The organism is Brevundimonas sp. ALps5, assembly GCF_058681645.1.
The window spans coordinates 1,194,810-1,217,407 of sequence record NZ_CM178744.1 but is presented as its reverse complement, the minus strand read 5'-3'; the positions used below and the strand labels follow the sequence as shown (position 1 = coordinate 1,217,407).

Genomic DNA, 22,598 nt, shown 5'->3' with positions numbered 1-22,598 from the left:
CGACGAGGAAACAGCCATGAAGATGACGAGACGTGGAGCCTTCGGTCTGGCCGCCCTGGGCGTGGCCGCGCCGACGCTGTCCAGGGCCCAGACTCCGAATCCGGCGCCGGCGGCGGAAACCCCGGCTGCGCCCCTCAGCCGGGATGCGGCCCGCTCGTTTGGCGACTGGACGTCGATGACCTGGCCCAAGGGCATCGAGGGCCAGCGTCTGGCCGATCTCGGCGACGGGACCTTCCTCAATCCGATCCTGGCCGGCGACCACCCCGACCCGTCGATCCTGAAGGACGGCGACACCTATTACATGACCCATTCGTCGTTCGAATCCGTGCCCGGACTGACGATCTGGTCGTCAAAGGATCTGGTGAACTGGACCCCGGTCGTGGCGGCCCTGACGAAGAATATCGGCTCGGTCTGGGCGCCGGAGCTGTGCAAGCACGACGGCCGCTTCTTCCTCTACATCCCCGCCCGCACGGACGAATACCGCTCCAGCTACGTCATCCACGCCGAGAAGATCGAGGGGCCGTGGAGCGAGCCGGTCGACCTCAAGCTGCCCAACCACATCGACCCGGGCCACGTCGTCGGCGAGGACGGCAAACGCTATCTGTTCCTCAGCGGCGGCGACATGATCCAGCTGACCGAGGACGGCATGGCCACGGTCGGCGAGGTCCGCCACGTCTATGATCCCTGGCGCTATCCGGTCGACTGGGACGTCGAGGGCTTCTCGCCCGAGGGCCCCAAGGTCCTGAAGCACGGCGAGTATTTCTACATGATCACCGCCGTGGGCGGCACGGCCGGCCCGCCGACCGGCCATATGGTTATCGTCGCCCGCTCGAAGTCGGTGTTCGGCCCGTGGGAGAACCATCCGCGCAATCCCATCGTCCGCACCGCCACCGCGCGCGAGAAGTGGTGGTCACGCGGCCACGCGACGCTGATCGAGGGCCCCGCAGGCGACTGGTGGACCGTCTATCACGGCTATGAGAACGCCTTCTGGACCCTGGGCCGCCAGACCTTGCTGGACAAGATCGTCTGGTCGGCGGACGGCTGGCCCGACGCGGTCGGCGGCGACCTGTCCCATCCGATGGCCAAGCCCGCCAACCTGCCCGGCCAGCATCACGGCATGGCCCTGTCGGATGACTTCTCGACCGACAAGTTCGGGGTGCAGTGGAGCTTCTACAATCCGGGCCCGGACGAAGGCCGCCGCTTCCGCCGCGAGGGCGGGGTGCTGCACATGGCCGCCAAGGGCACGGCGCCCAAGGACTGTTCGCCCCTGACCTTCGTCCAGGGCGAGCACGCCTATGAGATCGAATGCGAGATCGAGATCGACGAGGGCGTCACGGCGGGCCTGCTGCTCTTTTACGACTTCGGCCTCTACGCCGGCCTGGGCTTCGACGAGAAGCGCTTCGTCACCCACACCTACGGCATGGAGCGCGGACGGCCGGGCAATCCGAACGGGCGACGCATGCATATGCGGATGACGAACGATAACCACATCGTCACCTGCTACTCGAGCCCGGACGGCGTGACCTGGACCAAGTTCGACCGCCAGATGGAGGTCTCGGGCTATCACCAGAACGTGCGCGGCGGCTTCATGATGCTGCGTCCCGGCATCTATGCCGCCGGGGGATCGGGCGAGGCCCGGTTCAGGAACTTCAAGTACCGGGCGCTCTAGGCCTGATGCTCGCTCTCGACCCGTCGGAAGCCCGCGTCGATGACGGCGAGCATGGCGGCGGCGGCTCCCGGGCCGTCGCCCGCCTCGATGCGGTCGACGATACGTTCATGGGCATCGACGGTCTCGCGGTGCAGCTCGGGCGCGCGGGTCGGGGGGCTGAGGGTGAAGGCCTCCAGCAGGGCCGTCTCGATGACGCTGGCGATCGAGCGCATCATCGGATTGTTCGACGCCGCCCCGATGGCCAGGTGCAGCCCGAGGTCGGCGCGAGCGAATCCGTATTCGGAACGGGTCTCGGCGCGCATGGCGGCCACGGCCTCACGCATGGCGGCGACATCGTCATCGGTGCGGTGCTGGGCCGCCAGTTCGGCCGCCGCGGGCTCCACCGCCCGGCGCATCTCGGCCAGATGGCGGCGGAAGTCGGCGTCCATGCCGGTGCGCACCTTCCACGACAAAACCTCGGGATCGAACAGGTTCCAGCGCACCCGCTCGGCGACCTTGGTGCCCACCCGCGTCTTCACGATCAGCAGGCCCTTGGCCGTCAGGGTCTTGATCGCTTCGCGCAACGAGGTGCGCGATACGCCGAAGCGGTCCAGAAGATCGGGCTCGGGCGGCAGTTTCTCGCCGGGCGGATAGCGTCCCGCCAGGATGTCCTCGCCGAGTGTCCGCACGATCTGGGCGTGGCCCGACAGGGCGCGGTCGCCGCGTTCGGGCTGACCCTCGTGTCCGATTCGGGAAGTTCTGGTCGCGCGTCTGGCCATATTTCTCCGGCTGTACAACCCTTTGAGCTCAACGACAAAGCGCCGATTTGTCGGATGATAACACCAAACCACATTCAGACGCGCCGCTCCGGCGCAGGACGACCCGCGTGACCGAGACTCCCATGAAGACCTCAAAGCCCCTGCCCAAGCCGCTGCGTTCGCGCGCCTGGTTCGACAATCCGGATAATCCGGACATGACGGCGCTCTATCTGGAGCGCTACCTGAACTACGGCCTGACGCTGGAGGAACTGCGCTCGGGAAAGCCGATCATCGGCATCGCCCAGACCGGGTCGGATCTCGCCCCCTGCAATCGTCACCACATCGAACTGGCCAAGCGGGTTCGCGAAGGCATCCGCGAAGCCGGCGGCATCTGTCTGGAGTTTCCGGTCCATCCGATTCAGGAGACCGGAAAGCGGCCGACGGCAGGCCTCGACCGCAACCTCGCCTATATGGGGCTGGTCGAGCTGCTCTACGGCTATCCTCTGGACGGCGTCGTCCTGACCATCGGCTGCGACAAGACGACCCCGGCCTGTCTGATGGCGGCGGCGACTGTCGATATTCCGGCCATCTGCCTGTCGGTCGGGCCGATGCTGAACGGCTGGCTGAAGGGCGAGCGGATCGGCTCGGGATCGATCATCTGGAAGGCGCGCGAGATGATGGCGCGCGGTGAGCTGGACTATGAAGGCTTCATCAATCTGGTCGCCACCTCGGCGCCCTCAGTCGGCTATTGCAACACCATGGGCACGGCCTCGACGATGAACTCGCTCGCCGAGGCCCTGGGGATGTCATTGCCCGGCTCGGCCGCCATCCCGGCGCCCTATCGCGAACGGCCCCAAGTGGCCTACCAGACCGGCAAGCGGATCGTGGAGATGGTGCATGAGGACCTGAAGCCCTCCGACATCCTGACGCCCGACGCCTTCCACAACGCCATCGTGGTCAACTCGGCTATCGGCGGCTCGACCAACGCCCCGATCCACATCACGGCGCTGGCGCGTCACTCGGGCGTCGAGCTGCCGATCAAGGACTGGGAGACGGTCGGCCACGCCGTGCCCCTGCTGGTCAATTTGCAGCCGGCCGGGACCTATCTGGGCGAGGACTTCCATCAGGCGGGCGGCGTCCCCGCCGTGATCAACCAGCTGATGGACCAGGGGCTGATCCGCGAGGGCGCCCTGACCGTCAACGGCAAGACCATGGGCGAGAATTGCGCCGGCGCCGGGATCGTCCTGCCCGACGTGATCCGGCCGTTCGATCAGGCCCTGATGACCGACGCGGGCTTCCTCGTGCTGGGCGGCAATCTGTTCGAGAGCGCCATCATGAAGACGAGCGTGATCTCGCCGGAGTTCCGCGACCGCTATCTGACCGACCCCGAGGACCCTGAGGCCTTCGAAGGCCCCGCCGTGGTCTTCGACGGGCCCGAGGACTATCACCACCGCATCGACGACCCGGCGACGGGGATCACCGAACGGTCGATCCTGTTCATGCGTGGGGCCGGCCCCATCGGCTATCCGGGCGCGGCGGAGGTCGTGAACATGCGCCCGCCGTCCTACCTGATCGAGAAGGGCGTCACGGCCATCGCCTGCATCGGCGACGGGCGGCAGTCGGGCACCTCGGGTTCGCCCTCGATCCTCAACGCCTCGCCGGAAGCGGCGGCTGGCGGCAATCTGGCCCTGCTGCGCGAAGGCGACTGGATCCGTGTCGACCTGAAGACCCGGCGCGTCGATGCGAAGGTGTCAGACGCTGAGATGGTCGAACGGCGCGCCGCGCTGGAGGCGGCGGGGGGCTTTAAGTACCCGCCCTCGCAGACGCCCTGGCAGGAGCTGCAGCGCGCCACGGTCGGCCCGCTGCAGACCGGCGCCGTGCTGGAGCCGGCGGTGAAGTACCACCGGATCATCGATAAATTCGGCAACCCGCGCGACAACCACTAAGGGCGAGGGCCGCTACTCCCGGCCGATGGTCATCCACAGCGACAGGGTCTCTCCGGGCTGGAGCACGGTAAAGCCTTGTTCGCCCGGGGTCGCCTGATTGAAGACGTCGGGGCGATGGCTGACCGGCTCGACGCAGAGGAAGGCCTCGCCGGTCGGGACATAGACGTGCAGCCGGTCGGCGGAAGCGCGGACGGTGGTGGTCCCGGCGGCGTCGGACAGGCGGGCCTCGCCGGTCCAGCCCTCATAGGCATTGTCCACGAAGGGGGCGTCGGCGACCGGGCGGTCGGTCCAGTCGGCGACCTCGTCCGAGGGGGCGAGGCGGTCGGGGACGATGTCTTCGCCGGTCCAGACGCCGGTCGCGGGGGCGTCGAGGCGGCTGTCCGTCTTGCGCGGGAAATAAGGGTGCAGGCCGATGCCGGCGGGCATGGGCGTGGTGTCGCGGTTGGTCAGAGACAGGTCGATGCGCAGGCCGTCGTCGGACAGGCTGAAGGTCTGGCGCGCCTCATAGCGCCAGGGCCAGCCGTCGGCGCCGAAGCTGAGGACCAGATGGTCGAGGGCCTGCTCCAGCACGGTCCAGACGCCCAGCCAGCCCTCGCCGTGCAGGGCGTGGGGCGCAAACCGGGGCAGGACGGGCAGGCGGACCTCGCGGCCGTCGAAGACGAACCGCCCCTGCGCGATGCGGTTGGCATAGGGGACCAGGGGGAAGCAGGCGAAGTCGAGGATGTCGGTCGCGCCCGCCGGCGTCGGACGCAGGACGTCTTCACCGGCCCTGGTCAGGGCGGCGACGGCGCCGCCCTGAAGCGCGATCGTGGCGGACCAGTCGCCGTGTCGGAGCCCAATCACCGGAGTGTCATCCGGCGGAGTAGGACGTCTTGGTCTGGGTGAAGAACTCCTGCGCCGCGAAGCCCTGTTCGCGCGCGCCGTAGCTGGACTTCTTCGTGCCGCCGAAGGGCACGTGATAATCGACGCCGGCGGTCGGCAGATTGACCATGGTCATCCCCGCCTTCGCCCGGCGCTGGAAGTCTCGGGCGTGCTTGAGGCTCGAGGTCACGATGCCCGCCGACAGGCCGAATTCGACACCGTTGGCGACGGCGAGGGCGTCCTCATAGGAGTTGACGCGGATCGTCGAGGCGACCGGGCCGAAGACCTCCTCGTTGTTGATCTTCATGTCCGGGGCGGTGTCGGCGATCAGGGTCGGCTGGACGTACCAGCCCGGCGTTTCCAGCGTCAGCCGCTCGCCGCCGACGGCGATCCGGCCGCCTTCGTTCCTCGCGATGTCGATGTAGCGGTAGGAGGTCTCCATCTGGGCCTCGGACACCGCCGGCCCCATCTGGCTGGTCGGATCCAGCGCCGGGCCGACCTTCAGGGCCTTCAGCTTTTCGGACAGGGCCGCGACGAATTTGTCGTGGATGCCGTCCTGGACGATCAGACGGCTGGAGGCCGTGCAGCGCTGGCCGGTGGCGAAGAAGGAGCCGTCCAGCGCGATGGCGACGGCGCGGTCGAGATCGGCGTCGTCGAGCACGATCAGCGGGTTCTTGCCGCCCATCTCCAGTTGCACCCGCGCCTGACGCGCGACCGCGCCCGCCGCCACGCCCGCGCCGACGCCCTGGGAGCCGGTGAAGGAGACGGCGTCGACATCCAAGTGGTCGACGATGGCCTGACCGACGCCGCCGCGGCCGATGATCATATTGACCACGCCCTTCGGCAGGCCCGCCTCATGCAGGATAGCGACCAGGGCCTCGGCGGTCGCGGGGGTCAGGCCGGCGGGCTTGATGACGACCGTGTTCCCGAAGGCGAGGGCCGGGGCCATCTTCCAGGCCGGGATGGCGATGGGGAAGTTCCAGGGCGTGATCAGGCCGACGACGCCGACCGCCTGACGATAGGTCTGGATCTCGACGCCCGGGCGGGTCGAGGCCAGGTTCTGGCCGTGCAGGCGCAGGGCCTCGCCGGCGAAATACTTCAGGATGCGACCGGCGCGGACGGTCTCGCCGATGCCTTCCGGCAGGGTCTTGCCCTCTTCGCGCGACAGCAGGCGGCCCAGCTGTTCGCGGCGCTCCATGACCAGAGTCCCAGCGCGGTCCAGCACGTCGGAGCGGACTTCCGGAGAGGCCTCGGACCAGCTTTCGAAGGCGGCCTTGGCGGCGGCGACCGCCTGATCGACCTCGGCGACACCGCCGTCGGGCGTGCGGGCCACGACCTCGCGCGTGTCGGACGGGTTCAGACCCTGTCCCGGACGGTCGGCGGAGACCTTCTCGCCATTGATCCAGTGGGAGAGTTCAAGGGTGTCGGTCATGGGAATGCCTTCAAAAGAAAACGGGCGGCGGGGGAGCGCCGCCCGATGGTGGGATGAAAGTCGGCCGGGCGATCAGCCCTGCATGTCTTCCAGTTCGCGGCCGCGCGTCTCCTTCACCCAGGCCTGAACCAGGAAGTAGGAGATCAGGGCGCAGGCGGCGTAGAAGCCGTAGGTGATCGGCAGGCCGAGACCCGCGGCCATGGCCGGGAAGCTGACCGAGATCCCGAAGTTCGCCAGCCACTGGGCCAGACCCGCGACCGCCAGCGCCGAACCGCGCATCTGGTTGGGGAACATCTCGCCCAGCATGACCCACATCACGGGGCCCCAGCTGAAGTTGAAGAAGACGACGTAGAGGTTGGCCGAGATCAGGGCGATCAGGCCGACCTGATCGGGCAGGTGCATGGCGCCGTCGACGAACTGGGCCTGCGAGAAGCACCAGGCGAGGACGCCCAGCGTTACCGCCATGCCCGCCGAACCGATCAGCAGCAGCGGCTTGCGGCCGATCTTGTCGATGACGGCGATGGCGGCGAGGCAGGCGAGGATCGACAGGCTGCCCGACAGGATGTTGATCAGGAGGGCGTCGTTTTCGGAGAAGCCGACCGACTGCCACAGGGTGGCGCCGTAGTAGAAGACGATGTTGATGCCGACGAGCTGCTGGAACACAGCCAGGATCAGGCCGGCCCAGAGGATCGGGCGCACCTTGTGGGTCGACGGATCGAGCAGGTCCTTGAAGCTGGGCTTGTGGTCGGCGGCCAGCGAGGCGCGGATCTCGGCGACCTTGCGGGCCCCGGCTTCGGCGCCGAACAGCTTGGACAGCACGGTTTCGGCCTGGGCGTCCTTGCCCTTGGCGACGAGGAAGCGGGGGCTTTCCGGGATGGCCAGCAGGGCCAGCAGATAGATGGTCGCCGGAACCACCTGCAGCCAGAACATCCAGCGCCAGGCGGGGAAGCCGCCCCAGAACTCGGCGGTCGAGCTGCCGGCCGTATGGGCCAGGGCGTAGTTGCCGAGGAAGGCGCCGGTCAGGCCGGTGATGATCATGATCTGCTGCACGCTGGACAGACGTCCGCGCATCGAGGCGGGGGTCACCTCGGAGATATAGGCCGGGGTCAGGACGCTGGCCGCGCCGACGCCCAGACCGCCGATGAAGCGGGCGATGACGAAGTGCAGCGAGGAGTCCGCCGCGCCGGCCCAGAAGGCGCTGATCACGAACAGGGCGGCGGCGATCAGCATGACCGTCTTGCGCCCGATCAGGTCGGCCAGACGACCGGCGATGAAGGCGCCGACCGCACAGCCCAGAAGGATGGCGCCGACGTTGATGCCGACGCTGAGCTCCGACAGGTTGAAGGCGCTCTTCAGCCCTTCCTGGGTGCCGTTGATGACGCCGGAATCATAGCCGAACATGAAGCCGCCGATGGTGGCGACGGCCACGATCAGGGCGATGAAAGCCATATTGACCTTGTCGGTCCCGGCGATGTTGGGGCCATTGCCCCCGGTGGGTCCTGCCATTTGCCTCTTCTCCTCCGCATGGGGCTCTGGCGGCCCCTGTTGTGATGACCGACCTTCGCCTCAGCGCCAGCCGGCGTCGACCCAGTATTCGTGGCCTGTAATGAAACGTGCGTCGTCCGAGGCGAGGAACATCGCGAGCGCCGCGACATCCTTCGGCTCGATCCGGCCCTTCAGGCATTGAGCGGCGACGATCTCGGCCTCGCCCTCGGGCGTGTACCACTTCATCTGACGCGGGGTTTTGACGTTGCCGGGCACGATGCAGGCGACGCGGATTCCGTCGACGCCCAGCTCGCGCGCCAGACCCCGGGTCATGCCCTCGATCCCGGCCTTGGCGGTTTCATAGAGCGACAGGTCGGGCAGGCCGAGATGCCAGGAGATGGAGCCGAGGTTCAGGATCACGCCCTGACCCGCCGCCTTCATGCCGGGCGCCACGGCCTGGGCCGCGAAATAGAGGTGGCGTAGATTGACCGCGATCCGGTCGTCCCAATAGGCGGGGGTGACCTCAGCCAGCGAGTGGCGGTCGTCGTTGGCGGCGTTGTTGACCAGGACCTCGATCGGTCCGACCTCGGCGGCGATCGCCTCAAGCGTCGCCTTCAGGGCGGCGAGGTCGGTCAGGTCGCAGCGGCGATAGACGGGGGCGGGCGAAAGGCCCGACAGGCTGTCGGCCAGGGCGGTGGAATCCGCATCGGCGACGTCGAGGAAGACGACCCGGGCGCCCTGACGCGCGAAGCCCTCTGTGAGGGCCGCGCCGATGCCGGAGCCGCCGCCGGTGACCACCACGACCTTGCCGGCGAGGGAGGGGTAGACGTTGCTCATCAGGCGGCTCCGAGCAGGCCGCGGCCGGCGAGGTTCTTGATCAGGGCCATGACGCCCATGGTCCAGGGGGCGGCCAGATCGCAGGTGGTGACCTCATTCTCCAGAACGCCGAGGCGCGGGGAGGAGACCTTCACCCGGTCGCCCACCTTGTGGGTGAAGCCGCCGCCGGGCGTGTCGCGGTCCTGGATCGGGGCGAACATGGTGCCGAGATAGAGGGCGAAGCCGTCGGGATACTGGTGGTTCCGGCCCGAGGCCTGTTTCGCCAAATCGTCCGGATCGCGGCTGATCAGGCGCATGGAGCTCGAGCCCGACAGGACGAAGCCTTCGGGGCCTTTCACTTCCAGCGAGACGGTGGCGTCGCGGACGTCGTCCATCGAGAAGCCGGCGTCGAACAGGCGGATGAAGGGGCCGACCGAGGCGGAGGCGTTGTTGTCCTTGGCCTTGCCGAGCAGCAGGGCCGAACGGCCCTCGATGTCGCGCAGATTGACGTCGTTGCCGAGCGCCGCGCCGACAGGCTTGCCGGCCGGATCGACGACGATGACGACCTCGGGCTCGGGGTTGTTCCAGGCCGAGTCCGCCCGGATCCCGACATGGGCGCCCCAGCCGACCGAGGACAAACAGGGGGCCTTGGTGAAGATCTCGGCGTCGGGGCCGATGGCGACCTCCAGATACTGGGACCACAGCCCGTCGGCGATCAGGGCGGCCTTCAGCTCGGCGGCCTGTTCCGAACCGGGCTTCACCTTGGCCATGTCGCCGCCGATGCGCTCGGACAGGCGTTCGCGGATGCCGGCGGCGACCGAAGCCTCGCCCCGCGCCCGCTCCTCGATGACCCGCTCCAGGGCCGAGACGGCGAAGGTCACGCCGGAGGCCTTCACGCATTGCAGGTCGAGCGGGGAGAGCAGTTTCAGGTCGCCGGCCTCCCAGACGGAGGCGACGGTCAGGTCCTCTACGGAGCCCAGATCCGGGCCGGTCGCCTCGGCGATGTCATGCAGGGACAGGGCCTCGGCGGTGGTCGGGGCGAAGCCGGAGATGTCGAGGAGGCGGCCCGCGCGCAGCAGGACCGGGGTCGGGCCCTCGGCGGTCTCGATACGGCCCAGAAGGGTCGCGTCGCGCCAGTCCTCCGGCAGGATGTCCGTCAGCCTCATCGATTTCCTCCGCCCCGGTCTGTGCTCGCCGGGATCGTTGTTGTGTTAGCGCTAACATCATCCGGCGCGATGCGGATTGTCAAGACGACTTCGGGCGGGAGGTCAGGCAGGTGGGCCGGAGGTGCCGCGTTCGATCAGGGCGTGGGGGAAGACGACGTCGTCGTCGCCGGAGCCGCCGACCAGCAGGGCTACGGCCTCGGCGGCCATGCGGGCGACGGGCTGGCGAACGGTGGTCAGGGGCGGCCAGACCGCCGTGGCCATGGGGATGTCGTCGAAACCGACGACGGTCAGATCGCGCGGCACGTCCAGCCCCCTTTGATGCGCCACGGCGACGGCGCCCAGGGCCATGTCGTCGTTCGAGGCGAAGACGGCCGTCGGCGGGGCGGGCCGGTCCAGCAGCCGTCCGGCGGCGTCGAGCCCGGAGCGATAGGTGAAGTCGCCCGCCTCAATGACGGCCTCGGCGCCCGGGCAGGCGTCGATCTCCGACTGGAAGCCGATCAGCCGCTCAGCGCTGGCGCTCTGGTTGGCGGCGCCGGTGATCAGGCCGATGCGACGATGGCCGAGATCGAGCAGGCGACGCGTCATGGCGGCGGCGGCGGCCCGGTCGTCGATGCGGACCCCCAGGGCGTCCGGCCGGAAGCTGCCGGCGGCGACCACCACCACCTTCAGCCCCAGTCGGTCGGCCTCGGAGAGGGCCGCGACCGACTCCCCGTGCGGCGGCGGCAGGACCAGGCCCTTGGCGCCGCCCGCGGCCAGACGGCGCACGGCCGCGACCTCGCTCTCGGCGTCGTCGTCGCACTGTTCGACCAGCAGCTGGCCGCCGTGGGTCCGGACCCCCTCCAGCGCCCCCAGCAGGAACTCGCTCAGGTAGCCGGCGCTGGGGTTGGACCAGATCAGGCCGATACGGTCGAGGCCGCCGAGCGCCAGACTGCGCGCCGCGACATTGGGCGCGTAGCCCAGTGCCTCGACAGCCTTGAGCACGGCCTCGCGCGTCTCGGGCTTCACCGCGCCGCGGTTGTTCATGACGCGCGACACGGTCATGGCCGAGACCCCGGCCCGGGCCGCGACGTCGCTGATCCTGATTCCGCTCATCCGCCGACCATGGGGCGCGGCGGACGAAAGGTCTATCCGAAGCTACGCCGGAACGTGCTCCAGGGTGTGGCGGACCTCATGCTTGTACTGGGCGGCGCCCGATTCCGGGACCAGTTCGCCCGCGCGGTCGCTGATGACGCTCCACTGCGCCTGCACCTGCTCGGCCGCATCGGCGGCGTCGCCGACATAGATGCCCTGCGTCATGGTTATGTGCGCCTGTTCGAAGGCGCCGGCGCCGGCCAAAAGCACCGTGCGGGTCGGGGCCCCTTCGGCGGCCAGGGCGACGACGCCGGGGCTGACCAGACCGGACGACAGGCCTTTCAGGTCGTCGGCGGAATAGAGGCCTTCGGTCATCTGGGTCGCGGCGCTGGGCGCCAGGCAGTTGACGTGGATCCCGGCCTTCTGGCCCTCGAGCGCGAGCGTCTGCATCAGGCCGATGAGGGCCATCTTGGCTGCGCCGTAGTTCGACTGGCCGAAGTTTCCGTAGAGGCCCGAAGACGAAGTGGTGAAGATCACCCGGCCATAGCCCTGCGCCTGCATGAAGGGCCAGGCGGCCTTGGTGACATTGACCGAGCCCATCAGGTGGACCGACAGCACCAGTTCGAAATCGTCGAGATCCATCTTGGCGAAGGTGCGGTCGCGCAGGATGCCGGCGTTGTTGACCAGGATGTCGATCGAACCCCAGCGGTGGACGGCGCCCTGCACCATGTCGGAGACCGCCTGACGGTCGGTGACGCTGCAGACGCAACCGACGGCTTCGCCGCCCGTGGCGGTGATCTCGGCGACCGTGGCCTCGACGCCGGCGGCCGACATGTCGTTGATCACGACCCGGGCGCCGTAGCGGGCGAGGGCCATGGCGTGGGTGCGGCCCAGGCCGCCGCCGGCGCCGGTGACGATGGCCACGCGGCCGGTGAGATCGATGGTCATGGTGTTCATCCCCTGAGACTGGCGGTCGGACTGCGCCGACCTTCATGGGGTGCAATGCAGCAAATACTAGCCGTATGGTCAATCTTCACCGGACGGCTAGTGAATGTTGACGGGCGGCGAAATCGGTGAGAGGCTTCGCTTCGATGACGCCGTCAGAGCGTCCGAGGAAACATCGAGGAGGGACAGCCATGGGCCGCAAGCTCTGGATAACGACATCTGCCGCCGCTCTGCTGTGGTGCGCCGCCGCCGGCGCTCACGCGCAACAAGCCGACACCGACAACAGCCGCCGCTCCGAACAGGACCAGTCGACCAGCGTCGCCGACGTGGTGGTCACCGCCGAACGCCGCACCAGCAACCTCCAGACGACCGCCGTCGCCGCCACGGTCCTGAGCGGTCAGGATCTGGAGAACAAGGCGGTCACCTCGCTGGACCAGCTGCAGTTCGCGGCGCCGTCGACGACGATCCAGAATTTCGGCCAGGGCAATTTCTTCAACGTGCGCGGCATCGGCAAGTCCGAGGCGACCACGGCGGTCGGCGTGGGCGTGATCACCTATCGCGACGGCGTCGCCGCCTTCCCCGCCTATTTCCAGACCGAGCCCTACTACGACATCGGCAGCCTGGAGCTGCTGCGCGGGCCGCAGGGCACCTTCGCCGGCGCCAACGCCACGGGCGGCGCGGTCTTCATCACCGCCCGCAACCCCGACTTCACCGGCATCAACGGCTATGCCTTCGCCCAGGCCGGCAACTACAACGACATCAAGCTTCAGGGCGCGATCAACCTGCCGCTGACCGATACGGTCGCGATGCGGCTGGCCTTCAACCACGAGACCCGCGACAGCTTCTACACCGTCACCGGCGCCTATCGCGGCCATCCGGGCGTGGTGGATTCCAACAGCGTGCGCGCCAGCCTGCTGTGGCAGCCGAGCGACGCGCTGAAGGTGCTGTGGAAGACCGACTACAACAACATCGACCTGGGCGGCTACATGGCCGACCCGGCCCTGGCCACCAACGACCCGTTCCACATCACCTCGAACGGCCCGAACGAGGCCCATGACGAGTTCGTCCGGACCTCGCTGAACGTCAGCTACGTCTTCGACAACGGCATGACCCTGAAGTCGATCACCGGCTATCAGAACGGCACGTCGCGCTTCGCCACCGACCTCGACGGCACCTCGGCCGGCAACAACACCTTCTATGACCAACTGGACGAACAGGTCTGGTCTCAGGAGTTCAACCTGCTGTCGCCCGACAGCCAGCGCCTGACCTGGCTGCTGGGCCTCTACTACCAGAACGACATGGCCCAGTTCCCGCCGACGACGCCGGGCAAGGGCGAGTACCGCATCGGCTTCCCCGAGAACGTCGTCGACATCTATCTGTACGGCGACACGCCCAAGGAGACGACGGCGGCCTTCGGTCAGATCAGCTACGACATCTCCGACCGGCTGCAGCTGCAGGTCGGCGCGCGCTACGCCCATTCGGTCTCGACCAATGACAACGTCTACCAGACCTATCCGCAGTTCGGGGTCGTGCTGTTCCAGGACGACAAGGTCGAGGACGACAAGCTGACCGGCAAGGTCACCCTGAACTGGAAGCTGGACGACGCGAACTTCGTCTATGGCTTCGTGGCGACGGGCCACAAGATGGGCGGTCTGAACGGTCCGAACCTCTATCAGCCGGCCGCCCACTTCGACGCCGAGAACCTGGTCGACTATGAGCTGGGCTGGAAGTCGACAATGATGGACGGCCATCTGCGCACCCAGCTGGGCGCCTACTACACCGTCTACGAAGACTACCAGGTCAGCATCGGCGACCCGATCTACCCGCAGATCAGCCGCATCCAGAACGTCATCGGCGATACGACCATGATGGGTCTGGAAGCCTCGGCGCAGGGCCGGTTCGGGCCCCTGTCGTTCGACATCGCCGGTTCGTGGTCGAGCTCGGAGATGGGCGACTTCTTCGCCGCCGATCCGCGTCTGGGCCGCACCGGGGTTTGCAACCCGTCGACCGGTCCGACCAGCGCCAACTGCGTGAACATCTCGGGCAACACCAAGAACTATGCCCCGGAGTTCACCTTCAATGCGGGCATCCAGTACGCCTTCAGCCTGGGGTCGAACATGACCCTGACGCCGCGGGTCGACTATTCCCACATCGGCGAGAGCTGGACCTCGATCTTCAACAACGCCGCCCTCGGCGACAAACTGGGCGCGCGCGACATCGTCAACGCCTCGATCAAGCTGAGCACGGGCGAGTGGACCTGGGCGGCCTATGCCGTCAACGCCACCGACGAGACCTATATCGCCGCGATCAACTCGGGCCTGCGCTACGCCGGACCGCCGCGGCAGTACGGGATCAACCTGCTCAAGACCTTCTAGCCGGCCTGCGAGCGTGGGCGGCGACCCCGTCCACGCTCGTATTTTTCAGTTTCCATTCGCCTGACCGCCTGCCTCCCCGAAAGCCGCCTTTGATGACCCTCGCCCCCGGTTTCATGCAGGACTACGCCCTGACGGTGGACCGCTTCCTCGACCACGGCGCCAAATGGCACGGCGGCGCGCGGATCGTGACGGCGGGTCTGGAGGGCGACGATGACGTCGCCGGCTATGCCGATATCCGCGACCGCGCCAACCGCCTGTCGGGCGCCTTTCTTGATCTGGGCCTCAAGCCCGGCGAGCGTGTGGCGACCCTGGCCTGGAACACCGGTCACCATCTCGAGGTCTGGTACGGCGCCATGGGCGTCGGCCTTGTCTGCCATACCCTCAATCCCCGCCTGACCGTGGCCCATCTGGCGGCCATGATCATCCAGGCCGAGGACCGCGTCCTGATCGTCGGCGCGGGTCTGGCCGCTATGGCCCGGACCCTGATGGACGAGTGCCCGTGCCTTGAGCGGCTGGTCCTGCTGGACGGCGATGCGGGCCCCGGCGCCGTCATGCTCGAAGAGCTTCTGGCCGCCTCGGGCCGTCCGGCCGTCTGGGGCGATTTCGACGAGCGGACCCCGGCGGGCCTCTGCTTCACCTCGGGCACGACCGGCGCGCCCAAGGGCGTGGTCTACACCCACCGCTCCAACTATCTGCACACCATCCGCTCGCTTCAGGCCGACGCCATGGCCCTGACGGATGTGGATACGGTGCTGGTCGCCGTGCCCATGTTCCACGCCAACGCCTGGGGCCTGCCCTTCGCGGCGCCGGCGGTGGGGGCGAGCCTCGTCCTGCCCGGCCGGGTCACCGACGGGCCGTCTCTGGCGCGGCTGATCAATACGCATGGCGTCACCGTCGCCGTCGGGGTGCCGACGGTGTGGATCGGCCTGCTGGATCACCTCGACGCCACGGGCGAGGACGTACCCTCGCTGACGCGAGTGATGATCGGCGGCTCCAGCTGCCCCGACACCCTTCTGAAGCGGATGGAGAGCCGCCTCGGCGTCACGGTCCAGACCAGCTGGGGCATGACCGAGCTGTCGCCGCAGGGGACTATTTCGCCCATGACCACGCCGGACGGCGTCTCGCGCGGCTCGGGCCGTCCGCCGATGGGGATGGATCTGCTGCTGACCGACGCCTCGGGCGCCGCCCTGCCGGAGCAGAGGAATGTCGTCGGCCATCTGAAGGTGCGCGGCCACTCGGTCGTCGGCCGCTATTTCGGGGCCGAACAGCCCGCCGTCGGCGCCGACGGCTGGTTCGACACGGGCGACCTCGCCGTCATCGCCGACAACGGCGCCCTGACCCTGGCCGGCCGCTCCAAGGACCTGATCAAGTCGGGTGGGGAGTGGATCAATCCCGTAGAGATCGAGGAGATCGTCGGGGCCCTGCCGTCCGTCGGCCTCGTCGCCGTCATCGGGCGGGCCGATCCGAAATGGGGCGAGCGGCCCCTGATGATCATCGAGCCGCGTCAGGGACAGGAGATCGAGGACGCCGAGCTCAAGGCCAGTCTCAAGGGCCGCGTCGCCGACTGGTGGATACCCGACCGGATCGTGCGGGTGCCGGCCATGCCTCTGGCGGCGACCGGCAAGATCAACAAGATCCAGCTCCGCGCCACCTACGGAGCGGCCTGAGATGGCGGCTGTTTTCACCACGGAGACGGCGGACCGGTTTTCCGGAGCGTCGAACCGTGCTGAGGTTCAGCCCATGTCCGAGACGACCCCCAAAACGGCCCCGAAACCGCCCGCCCGTCCTGCCGCGAAACCCGCCACGCGCACGCCGCGCCGCAAGGCGGAACAGCGCGCCGAGAGCCTGGAACAGATCCTTGACGCCGCCGAGGAGCTGTTCTCCCGCCATGGCCTGCACGGGGTTACGGTGCGCGACATCGCCGACAAGGTCGGCGTTCACAAGTCTTTGATCCACTACTACTTCACCGACAAACAGGACGTCTTCGACAAGGTCATGGCCCGTCGCGCGCCGGTGACCTCCGGCCGCCGGATGGAGGCCCTCGACGCCTATGAGATCGCCTGCGGCGGCAAGCCGACGGTCGAGGGCGCGCTGCGGGCCTTCCTCGACACCGATCTGGACACCTATTCGACGGGCGGGGAGGGGTGGCGCAACTTCGGCGCCCTCAGCGCCCAGATCAACAATACGCCGGTCTGGGGCGCCGAGGTCATGGACCGGCTCTATGACCCGGTGGTGCTGCGCCTGATCGGCCTGCTGAAGGCCGCCATGCCCGAGAGTTCCGACGAGGACATCTTCTGGGGCTATCACTTCGTCACCGGAGCCCTGACGCTGAGTCTCGCCCGCACCGGACGGATCGATCATCTGTCCGGTGGTCTGTGCCGCTCCGACGACTTCGAGGCCATCAAGGAGCGGATGGCCGCCTTCATGGCGTTCGGCTTCGTCGGCATCTGCAAGAGCCGCGCGGCCGAACGACTGGGCGCCGCCCCACCGGGTTAGGCCCCGGCTTCCCCTTCCAGAACAGAGACGGGTCTGAAGGCCCGCAGTCCGAGGAAACGACATGAGCGAGATCGAGGCGACTGCGACGCCGGGAGCCACCCGAACGTCATCCGTAGGGGCGAGGGCCTGGATCGCCCTGGCGACCCTGTGGTTCATCTACGTCCTGAACTTCCTGGACCGGCAGCTGCTGTCGATCCTGGCCAAGCCGATCCAGGACACGCTGCATGTCACCGACAGCCAGCTGGGCCTGCTGGGCGGGCTCTACTTCGCCTTCTTCTATTGTTTCATCGCCATCCCCGTCGGCTGGCTGGCCGACCGGACCAACCGGGTGGCGGTGGTCTCCGTCGCCTGCGGCATCTGGAGCGCGGCGACCATGGCCTGCGGCCTGTCGCGCAACTTCGGCGAACTGGCCACGGCGCGGATGACTGTGGGCTTCGGCGAGGCCGGGGGCGTGCCGCCCTCCTATGCCATCATCACCGACTACTTCCCGGCGGGCCGACGCGGCATGGCGCTGGGCCTGTTCAATCTCGGTCCCCCCGTCGGCGCGGCCCTGGGCATCGCCTTCGGGGCCACCATCGCCGCCCTGTTCAGCTGGCGAGACGCCTTCGTCGCCATCGGGATCGTCGGTCTGGTGGTCGCCGTCGCCACCCCCTTCCTCGTGAAGGAGCCCAAGCGCGGCGGTCTGGATCAGGTCGCGGGCGCGCCCTTTGTCGCCCCGGCCAAGGCGCCCTTCTGGGCCACGGTGAAGATGTTCTTCTCGCGTCCCGCCCTGGTTCTGGCGGCGCTGGCCAGCGGCATCACCCAGATCATCACCTACGGCATGGGCAATTTCTCGGTCCTGTTCCTGATGCGCGAGAAGGGCATGGGCCTCGGCGACGTCGCCGTCTGGTACGCCCTGGTCGTGGCCATCGGCATGAGCGGCGGCATCTTCGTCTCGGGCTGGCTGCTGGACCGGTTCACGCGCAAATCGAAGAAGGCCTACGCCCTGCTGCCCGCCCTCTCTCTGTCGCTGGCCCTGCCCTTCTACGTCGCCTTCGTCTGGGCCCCGTCCTGGCCGCTGGCGCTCGCCCTGCTGATCGGCCCGACCTTCCTCAACTACTTCTATCTCTCGTCCTCGGTGGCCCTGGTTCAGGAAGAGGTGAAGCCCAATCAGCGGGTCATGTCGGGCGCCCTTCTGCTGCTTGTGATGAACTTCATCGGCATGGCCGTGGGACCGACCTTCGTGGGCATGGCCAGCGACGTCTTCCATGCGGCTCATCCCAACTCGCTGCAGCTGGCCCTTTACGCCTTGGCGCCCGTCTACCTCGTCGCCATCGGCCTGTTCCTGTGGCTGGCGAAGGTGCTGGGCCGCGAACCCCAAACGAGCGGAGACGCCTGATGTCCGTGCGCAACCTCCTGACCGCCACCGTCGCGGCAGCCGCCTTCCTGATGACCGCTTTCGCGCCGCCCCCGACGGATCGGCCGACGGTCCACGCCCCTGCCGGCGCCGTTCAGGGCAGGGCCGCCGACGGCATCGAATCCTTCAAGGGCATTCCCTACGCCGCCCCGCCGGTCGGTCAGAACCGGTGGCGGCCGCCCGCCCCGATCGCGGCCTGGTCGGGGACGCGCGACGCCTCCGACTACGGCGCGGCCTGCATCCAGCCCTCGCGGGGGCAGCCGTCGATCTATTCGTCGGATCTGGGCCGCACCAGCGAGGACTGCCTGACCCTGAACGTCTGGACGCCGAACACGACCGGCAAGGCGCCGGTCATGGTCTGGATCCACGGCGGGGCCCTCGTCGCGGGTTCCAGCAAGGAACCCCTCTATGACGGCGCCGCCCTGGCCAGACAGGGGATCGTCGTCGTGTCGATCAACTATCGCCTCGGCGTGCTGGGCTTCCTCGCCCATCCCGATCTCAGCGCGGAATCCCCGGTCGGGATCTCCGGCAACTACGGCCTGATGGATCAGGTCGCGGCCCTGACCTGGGTCAAGCGCAACATCGCGGCCTTCGGGGGCGATCCGGAGCAGGTGACCATCGCGGGTGAATCCGCCGGCGGGCTCAGCGTCATGTATCTGATGGCCTCGCCCATCGCCCGGGGGCTGTTCCAGCGCGCCATCGCCCAGAGCGCCTATATGATCTCCACCCCCGAGCTGAAGGACGCCCGCTACGGCGCCCCCTCGGCCGAGACGGCGGGGACCAATCTGGCCCGCGCGCTTCAGGCGCCCAGTCTGCAAGTGCTGCGCGGGAAGGATGCGCAGGAGCTGACCGACGCCGCGGCCATGTCCGGCTTCTCGCCGTTCGGGGCCGTGGACGGCAAGGTCCTGACCGGCCAGCTGATCGACGTCTTCGCCCAGGGCAAACAGGCGCCCGTGCCGATCCTCGCCGGCTTCAACAGCGGCGAGATCCGGTCGCTCCGCGTCCTCGCCCCGCCCGCGCCCCGGACCGCCGCCGACTATGAGGCCGTGATCCGCGCTCGCTACGGCGATCTGGCCGACGAATTCCTGCGGCTCTATCCGTCGTCGGACCTGGGCGAGAGCGTTCTGGCCACGACCCGCGACGCCCTCTACGGCTGGACCTCGGAGCGGCTGGTGCGCGACCAGACGGCGCTGGGCAAGCCGTCCTTCCTCTATCTGTTCGATCACGGCTATCCGGCGGCGGATCAGGCGAACCTGCACGGCTTCCACGCCTCGGAACTGCCCTTCATGTTCGGCAACACCGACCGCACCACGCCGCGCTGGCCCGCCATCCCGGATACGGCCGAGGAGCACGCCCTGTCACAGGCCATGGTCGGCTATTGGGCCTCCTTCGTGAAAACCGGCCGCCCCGAGGCACCCGGCGCCGTCGTCTGGAGCCCCTACGGTACGGACGAGGCCTATCTGACCTTCAAGGCGGTTCCCGAGGCCGGCCACGACCTCATGCCCGGTATGTTCGACCTGCACCGCTCCGCCGTCTGCCGCCGTCAGGCCCTGAACCTGGCCTGGAACTGGAACGTCGGGGTGGTGTCGCCGGATCTGTCGGCGGGCGCGCCCGGCTGCTGATCTCGCAAGGCCCGGAAGCCCAACAGCAAAAAGCCCCGCCATCTTGCGATGGCGGGGCTTTTTAGTCGCTGAAGGAGAAGTGGCGCACCCGGAACGATTCGAACGTCCGACCCTCAGATTCGTAGTCTGATGCTCTATCCAGCTGAGCTACGGGTGCGTACTGCCTCTCGGCGAGGGCGGCTATCTAGCGGCTTGGTCCGGCGGGCGCAAGCGCCTTTCGTCACAATCGTCACACGATGCCGGCGCGGACCCCCAATGCCTCAAGCGGGAGCCCGCGCCGGGGTTCGCGATCAGAAGCCGCGCGCCCAGCTGGCCAGCAGGGCATAGCCCATGGCGGCGTCGCGGCGGTGCTGTTCCTGGCTGATGGCGACCGCCTCCAGACGCAGGGCCGAGCCGTCGGGCAGGCGGTGCAGGCTGCGCAAGGTCCAGTCGATCTCGCGGCCCGAGGGCGAGGCGGAGAAGCGCCGCGTCGAGAAGGTGGTCGGGTCGAAATACTCGAGCGGCACATCGGCCAGCCGGGCCGAGAAGGTCCCGCTTTCGATGCGCAGCGGCTGCGACGCCTCAAAGGTCAGGCTGGCGCACCAGGGGGCCCAGGACGGGCAGTCGGCGGTCAGGGCCGCGCGCCAGGTCGAGGAGATCGCCGCCCCGTCCAGGCTCAGCAGACTGCCGTCCAGCTCGGTGCGGCCGAGGCCGAATTCGCTGCTGAACCAGGCGTGCTTCGCGATCCGCCAGTCGCCGCCGACGGCCGAGAAGGTGGTCTTCGACGGCAGGGCCAGATCCGATCCGACCGGGAAATAGGCCCCCAGCGGTCCCATCCGCTCGTCCAGATGACCGAAGCTCAGGTTCAGCCCGCCCTTCGCCGTGCGCCAGTCCAGGGCCGCGCGGGCATAGGTGGAGGCGTCGCGCACCACCGGCCGCAGGAAGGAAGTCCGGTCGCCGCCGCCGGTCTCGGCGGTGAAGGTCAGGGCGCCCAGGTTGACCGCACCGCGCACCGCGTGGTCGGCGTTGGCCAGGGCCGCGAAGCCGTCGCCCGAGGCCGAACGGAAGGGCGAACGCGCTCCGCCCTGACCCTGCCAGGCCGAGAAGCCGTAGCGGCCGACGGTCAGGTCCAGCATGGCCGCCTGACGCGGTTCGGCGCCCAGCCAGGGGGCGTCGAAGGGGGTGATGCGCGCCACCACCGCCTCCGGCTCCGGCGCCGGGGTTGAGGCCATGAGGTTCAGGCGGGTGCCGTCCGGCATGGCGAAGTCCAGCCGGGCCGTCTGTGACGCCTGCCGGGCCTCGGGCTGATAGCTGCGCTTCGGCGCCGTCGGATAGGCGGCGCCCAGATCAGTGCGGAACAGGCGGTCGTATTCGTCGCGGGTGACCGTCTCCAGCGCCGTGGTGCGGCTGAGCGCATCGCCGAAGGCGCCGCCGATGAAGGCGCCCGGCTCGACGGACACGCGCACCAGACCGCCGGTCGCCGAGGGGGTGCTGGTGGTCCCCACGGGGGCGAAGGCGCGGGCCAGGTCCAGCAGGCCGCGTCCGTAGACGATGTCGGTCCCGGTGTCGCCGGCGTCGCGCGCCGTGCGCAGCAGCAGATCCACAGCCTGCTTGCCGGTCAGATTGGGGAAGGCCTCGATCAGCAGGGCCAGGGCCCCGGCCACGGCGGGCGAGGAGAAGGAGGTGCCGCTGCCCTTGTAGCAGCTGGTCCCGTCACAGATGCTGATGATGTCCACCCCGGGCGCGCTCAGGAAGTCCTGGGCCGAGACGCCGGCGCGGTTGGAGAAGTCGGCGATGGTGTTGGCCGAGTTGTGGGCGCCGACCACGATGATGCTGCCGGCGAAGCGGGGGTCGGTGGCGTAACGGCCCGGATATTCGGGATTGGTCCCGCTGTCGTTGCCCGAGGAGATGGCGAACACCACCCCGGCGTTGACGGCGCGCAGAAGAGCTGCCTCGAAGGTCGCGCCGAGGGTCCCGTCCCCGCCCAGGGACATGTTGATCACCCGGGCGCCATTGGCCACGGCGTAGTCGATGGCCCGCGCCAGGTCGCTGCTCTTGAAGCAGGTGTCGTCGTCGGGGTCGGTGCAGGTGCTGACGTCGGCCCGGACCGACAGGACGGTCGAGTTATAGGCCACGCCCACGGTGCCGAAGCCGTTGAAGCCGGCGGCGATGACGCCCGAGACGAAGGTGCCGTGGTTGGAGGTCCCGCCGGGCGCGTTGCGGCCCGAGACGATGTCGGTCGACAGCGACGAGATCCGTCCGGCCAGGTCCGCCTGGTCCATCTGGATGCCGGTGTCGATGACGCCGACGGTGACGCCGGTTCCGGTCCAGCCGCTGTTCCAGGCGGTCATCGCCCCGACGTTGGCCACGCCGTAGTTGCGCAGGTACTCGCTCGAGGTCGCCGAGGGCACGGCCGGCGGTGGCGGTGGCGGTGGTGGCGGTGGCGGTGGTGGCGGCGGCGGCGGGGGAGGGGGCGGCGGCGTCACCGGAGGGGTGACGGGCGGTGTGACCACCCCTCCGCCCGTGCCGCCGCCTCCGCCGCCACAGGCGGCGAGCGGCAGGAGCAACAGGCCGCCGAGGCAGGCGGTCACGCCCCAGCTCT

General features: G+C 68.6%; 16 protein-coding genes and 1 tRNA gene. 7 read left to right on the top strand and 10 right to left on the bottom strand.

What is annotated here, in order from left to right; all coding sequences use genetic code 11:
- Positions 1-16: 16 nt before the first annotated feature.
- A complete protein-coding gene (locus ACW172_RS05785) occupies positions 17-1,669 on the top strand; it encodes a family 43 glycosylhydrolase (RefSeq protein WP_492034236.1) in 1,653 nt (550 codons plus the stop codon).
- Here ACW172_RS05785 and ACW172_RS05780 read toward each other — a convergent pair.
- Positions 1,666-2,427: a FadR/GntR family transcriptional regulator gene (locus tag ACW172_RS05780; RefSeq protein WP_492034235.1), complete on the bottom strand. Its 762-nt coding sequence runs from the start codon at positions 2,425-2,427 to the stop codon at positions 1,666-1,668. The two genes, ACW172_RS05785 and ACW172_RS05780, sit on opposite strands and share 4 nt — an antisense overlap.
- A gap of 122 nt (positions 2,428-2,549) precedes the next feature.
- On the opposite strand from ACW172_RS05780, the gene ACW172_RS05775 reads away from it, so the two are divergent.
- Positions 2,550-4,352: an IlvD/Edd family dehydratase gene (locus ACW172_RS05775; protein WP_492034941.1), complete on the top strand. Its 1,803-nt coding sequence runs from the start codon at positions 2,550-2,552 to the stop codon at positions 4,350-4,352.
- Between the two features lie 12 nt (positions 4,353-4,364).
- Here the strand turns inward: ACW172_RS05775 and ACW172_RS05770 are convergent, their stop codons facing one another.
- From ACW172_RS05770 to ACW172_RS05740, 7 genes are all read right to left on the bottom strand, one after another.
- Positions 4,365-5,195, bottom strand: coding sequence for an aldose 1-epimerase (locus ACW172_RS05770; protein WP_492034234.1), 831 nt, complete (start codon positions 5,193-5,195; stop codon positions 4,365-4,367).
- A 7-nt stretch (positions 5,196-5,202) separates the two neighbouring features.
- Positions 5,203-6,645: an aldehyde dehydrogenase family protein gene (locus ACW172_RS05765; protein ID WP_492034233.1), complete on the bottom strand. Its 1,443-nt coding sequence runs from the start codon at positions 6,643-6,645 to the stop codon at positions 5,203-5,205.
- Between the two features lie 72 nt (positions 6,646-6,717).
- Entirely contained in the window at positions 6,718-8,151 is a 1,434-nt protein-coding gene (locus tag ACW172_RS05760; protein ID WP_492034232.1) for a sugar porter family MFS transporter, read from the bottom strand.
- A 60-nt stretch (positions 8,152-8,211) separates the two neighbouring features.
- A complete protein-coding gene (xylB, locus tag ACW172_RS05755; protein WP_492034940.1) occupies positions 8,212-8,970 on the bottom strand; it encodes a D-xylose 1-dehydrogenase in 759 nt (252 codons plus the stop codon).
- Positions 8,967-10,112 carry a fumarylacetoacetate hydrolase family protein gene (locus tag ACW172_RS05750; RefSeq protein ID WP_492034231.1) on the bottom strand — a complete coding sequence of 382 codons (1,146 nt, stop codon included), beginning with the start codon at positions 10,110-10,112 and terminating at the stop codon, positions 8,967-8,969. Before ACW172_RS05750 ends, xylB begins: the two co-directional genes overlap by 4 nt.
- A gap of 102 nt (positions 10,113-10,214) precedes the next feature.
- Entirely contained in the window at positions 10,215-11,204 is a 990-nt protein-coding gene (locus ACW172_RS05745) for a LacI family DNA-binding transcriptional regulator (RefSeq protein WP_492034230.1), read from the bottom strand.
- 42 nt (positions 11,205-11,246) lie between these two features.
- On the bottom strand, positions 11,247-12,131 hold the full coding sequence (locus ACW172_RS05740) for an SDR family NAD(P)-dependent oxidoreductase (protein ID WP_492034229.1): 885 nt from the start codon (positions 12,129-12,131) through the stop codon (positions 11,247-11,249).
- A gap of 188 nt (positions 12,132-12,319) precedes the next feature.
- On the opposite strand from ACW172_RS05740, the gene ACW172_RS05735 reads away from it, so the two are divergent.
- The 5 genes from ACW172_RS05735 to ACW172_RS05715 all read left to right on the top strand — a co-directional run bounded on the left by ACW172_RS05735 (position 12,320) and on the right by ACW172_RS05715 (position 20,017).
- Positions 12,320-14,503, top strand: coding sequence for a TonB-dependent receptor (locus ACW172_RS05735; protein WP_492034228.1), 2,184 nt, complete (start codon positions 12,320-12,322; stop codon positions 14,501-14,503).
- Between the two features lie 92 nt (positions 14,504-14,595).
- A complete protein-coding gene (locus ACW172_RS05730) occupies positions 14,596-16,170 on the top strand; it encodes an AMP-binding protein (protein WP_492034227.1) in 1,575 nt (524 codons plus the stop codon).
- 73 nt (positions 16,171-16,243) lie between these two features.
- Positions 16,244-16,999 carry a TetR/AcrR family transcriptional regulator gene (locus ACW172_RS05725; RefSeq protein WP_492034226.1) on the top strand — a complete coding sequence of 252 codons (756 nt, stop codon included), beginning with the start codon at positions 16,244-16,246 and terminating at the stop codon, positions 16,997-16,999.
- A 61-nt stretch (positions 17,000-17,060) separates the two neighbouring features.
- Complete coding sequence (locus tag ACW172_RS05720) at positions 17,061-18,377, top strand: spinster family MFS transporter (RefSeq protein WP_492034225.1); 1,317 nt, start codon at positions 17,061-17,063, stop codon at positions 18,375-18,377.
- Entirely contained in the window at positions 18,377-20,017 is a 1,641-nt protein-coding gene (locus ACW172_RS05715) for a carboxylesterase/lipase family protein (RefSeq protein WP_492034224.1), read from the top strand. Before ACW172_RS05720 ends, ACW172_RS05715 begins: the two co-directional genes overlap by 1 nt.
- Before the next feature lie 80 nt (positions 20,018-20,097).
- Here ACW172_RS05715 and ACW172_RS05710 read toward each other — a convergent pair.
- Positions 20,098-20,174 (bottom strand) — tRNA-Arg (locus ACW172_RS05710).
- A 133-nt stretch (positions 20,175-20,307) separates the two neighbouring features.
- Entirely contained in the window at positions 20,308-22,587 is a 2,280-nt protein-coding gene (locus tag ACW172_RS05705) for a S8 family peptidase (RefSeq protein WP_492034223.1), read from the bottom strand.
- Positions 22,588-22,598: the final 11 nt, after the last annotated feature.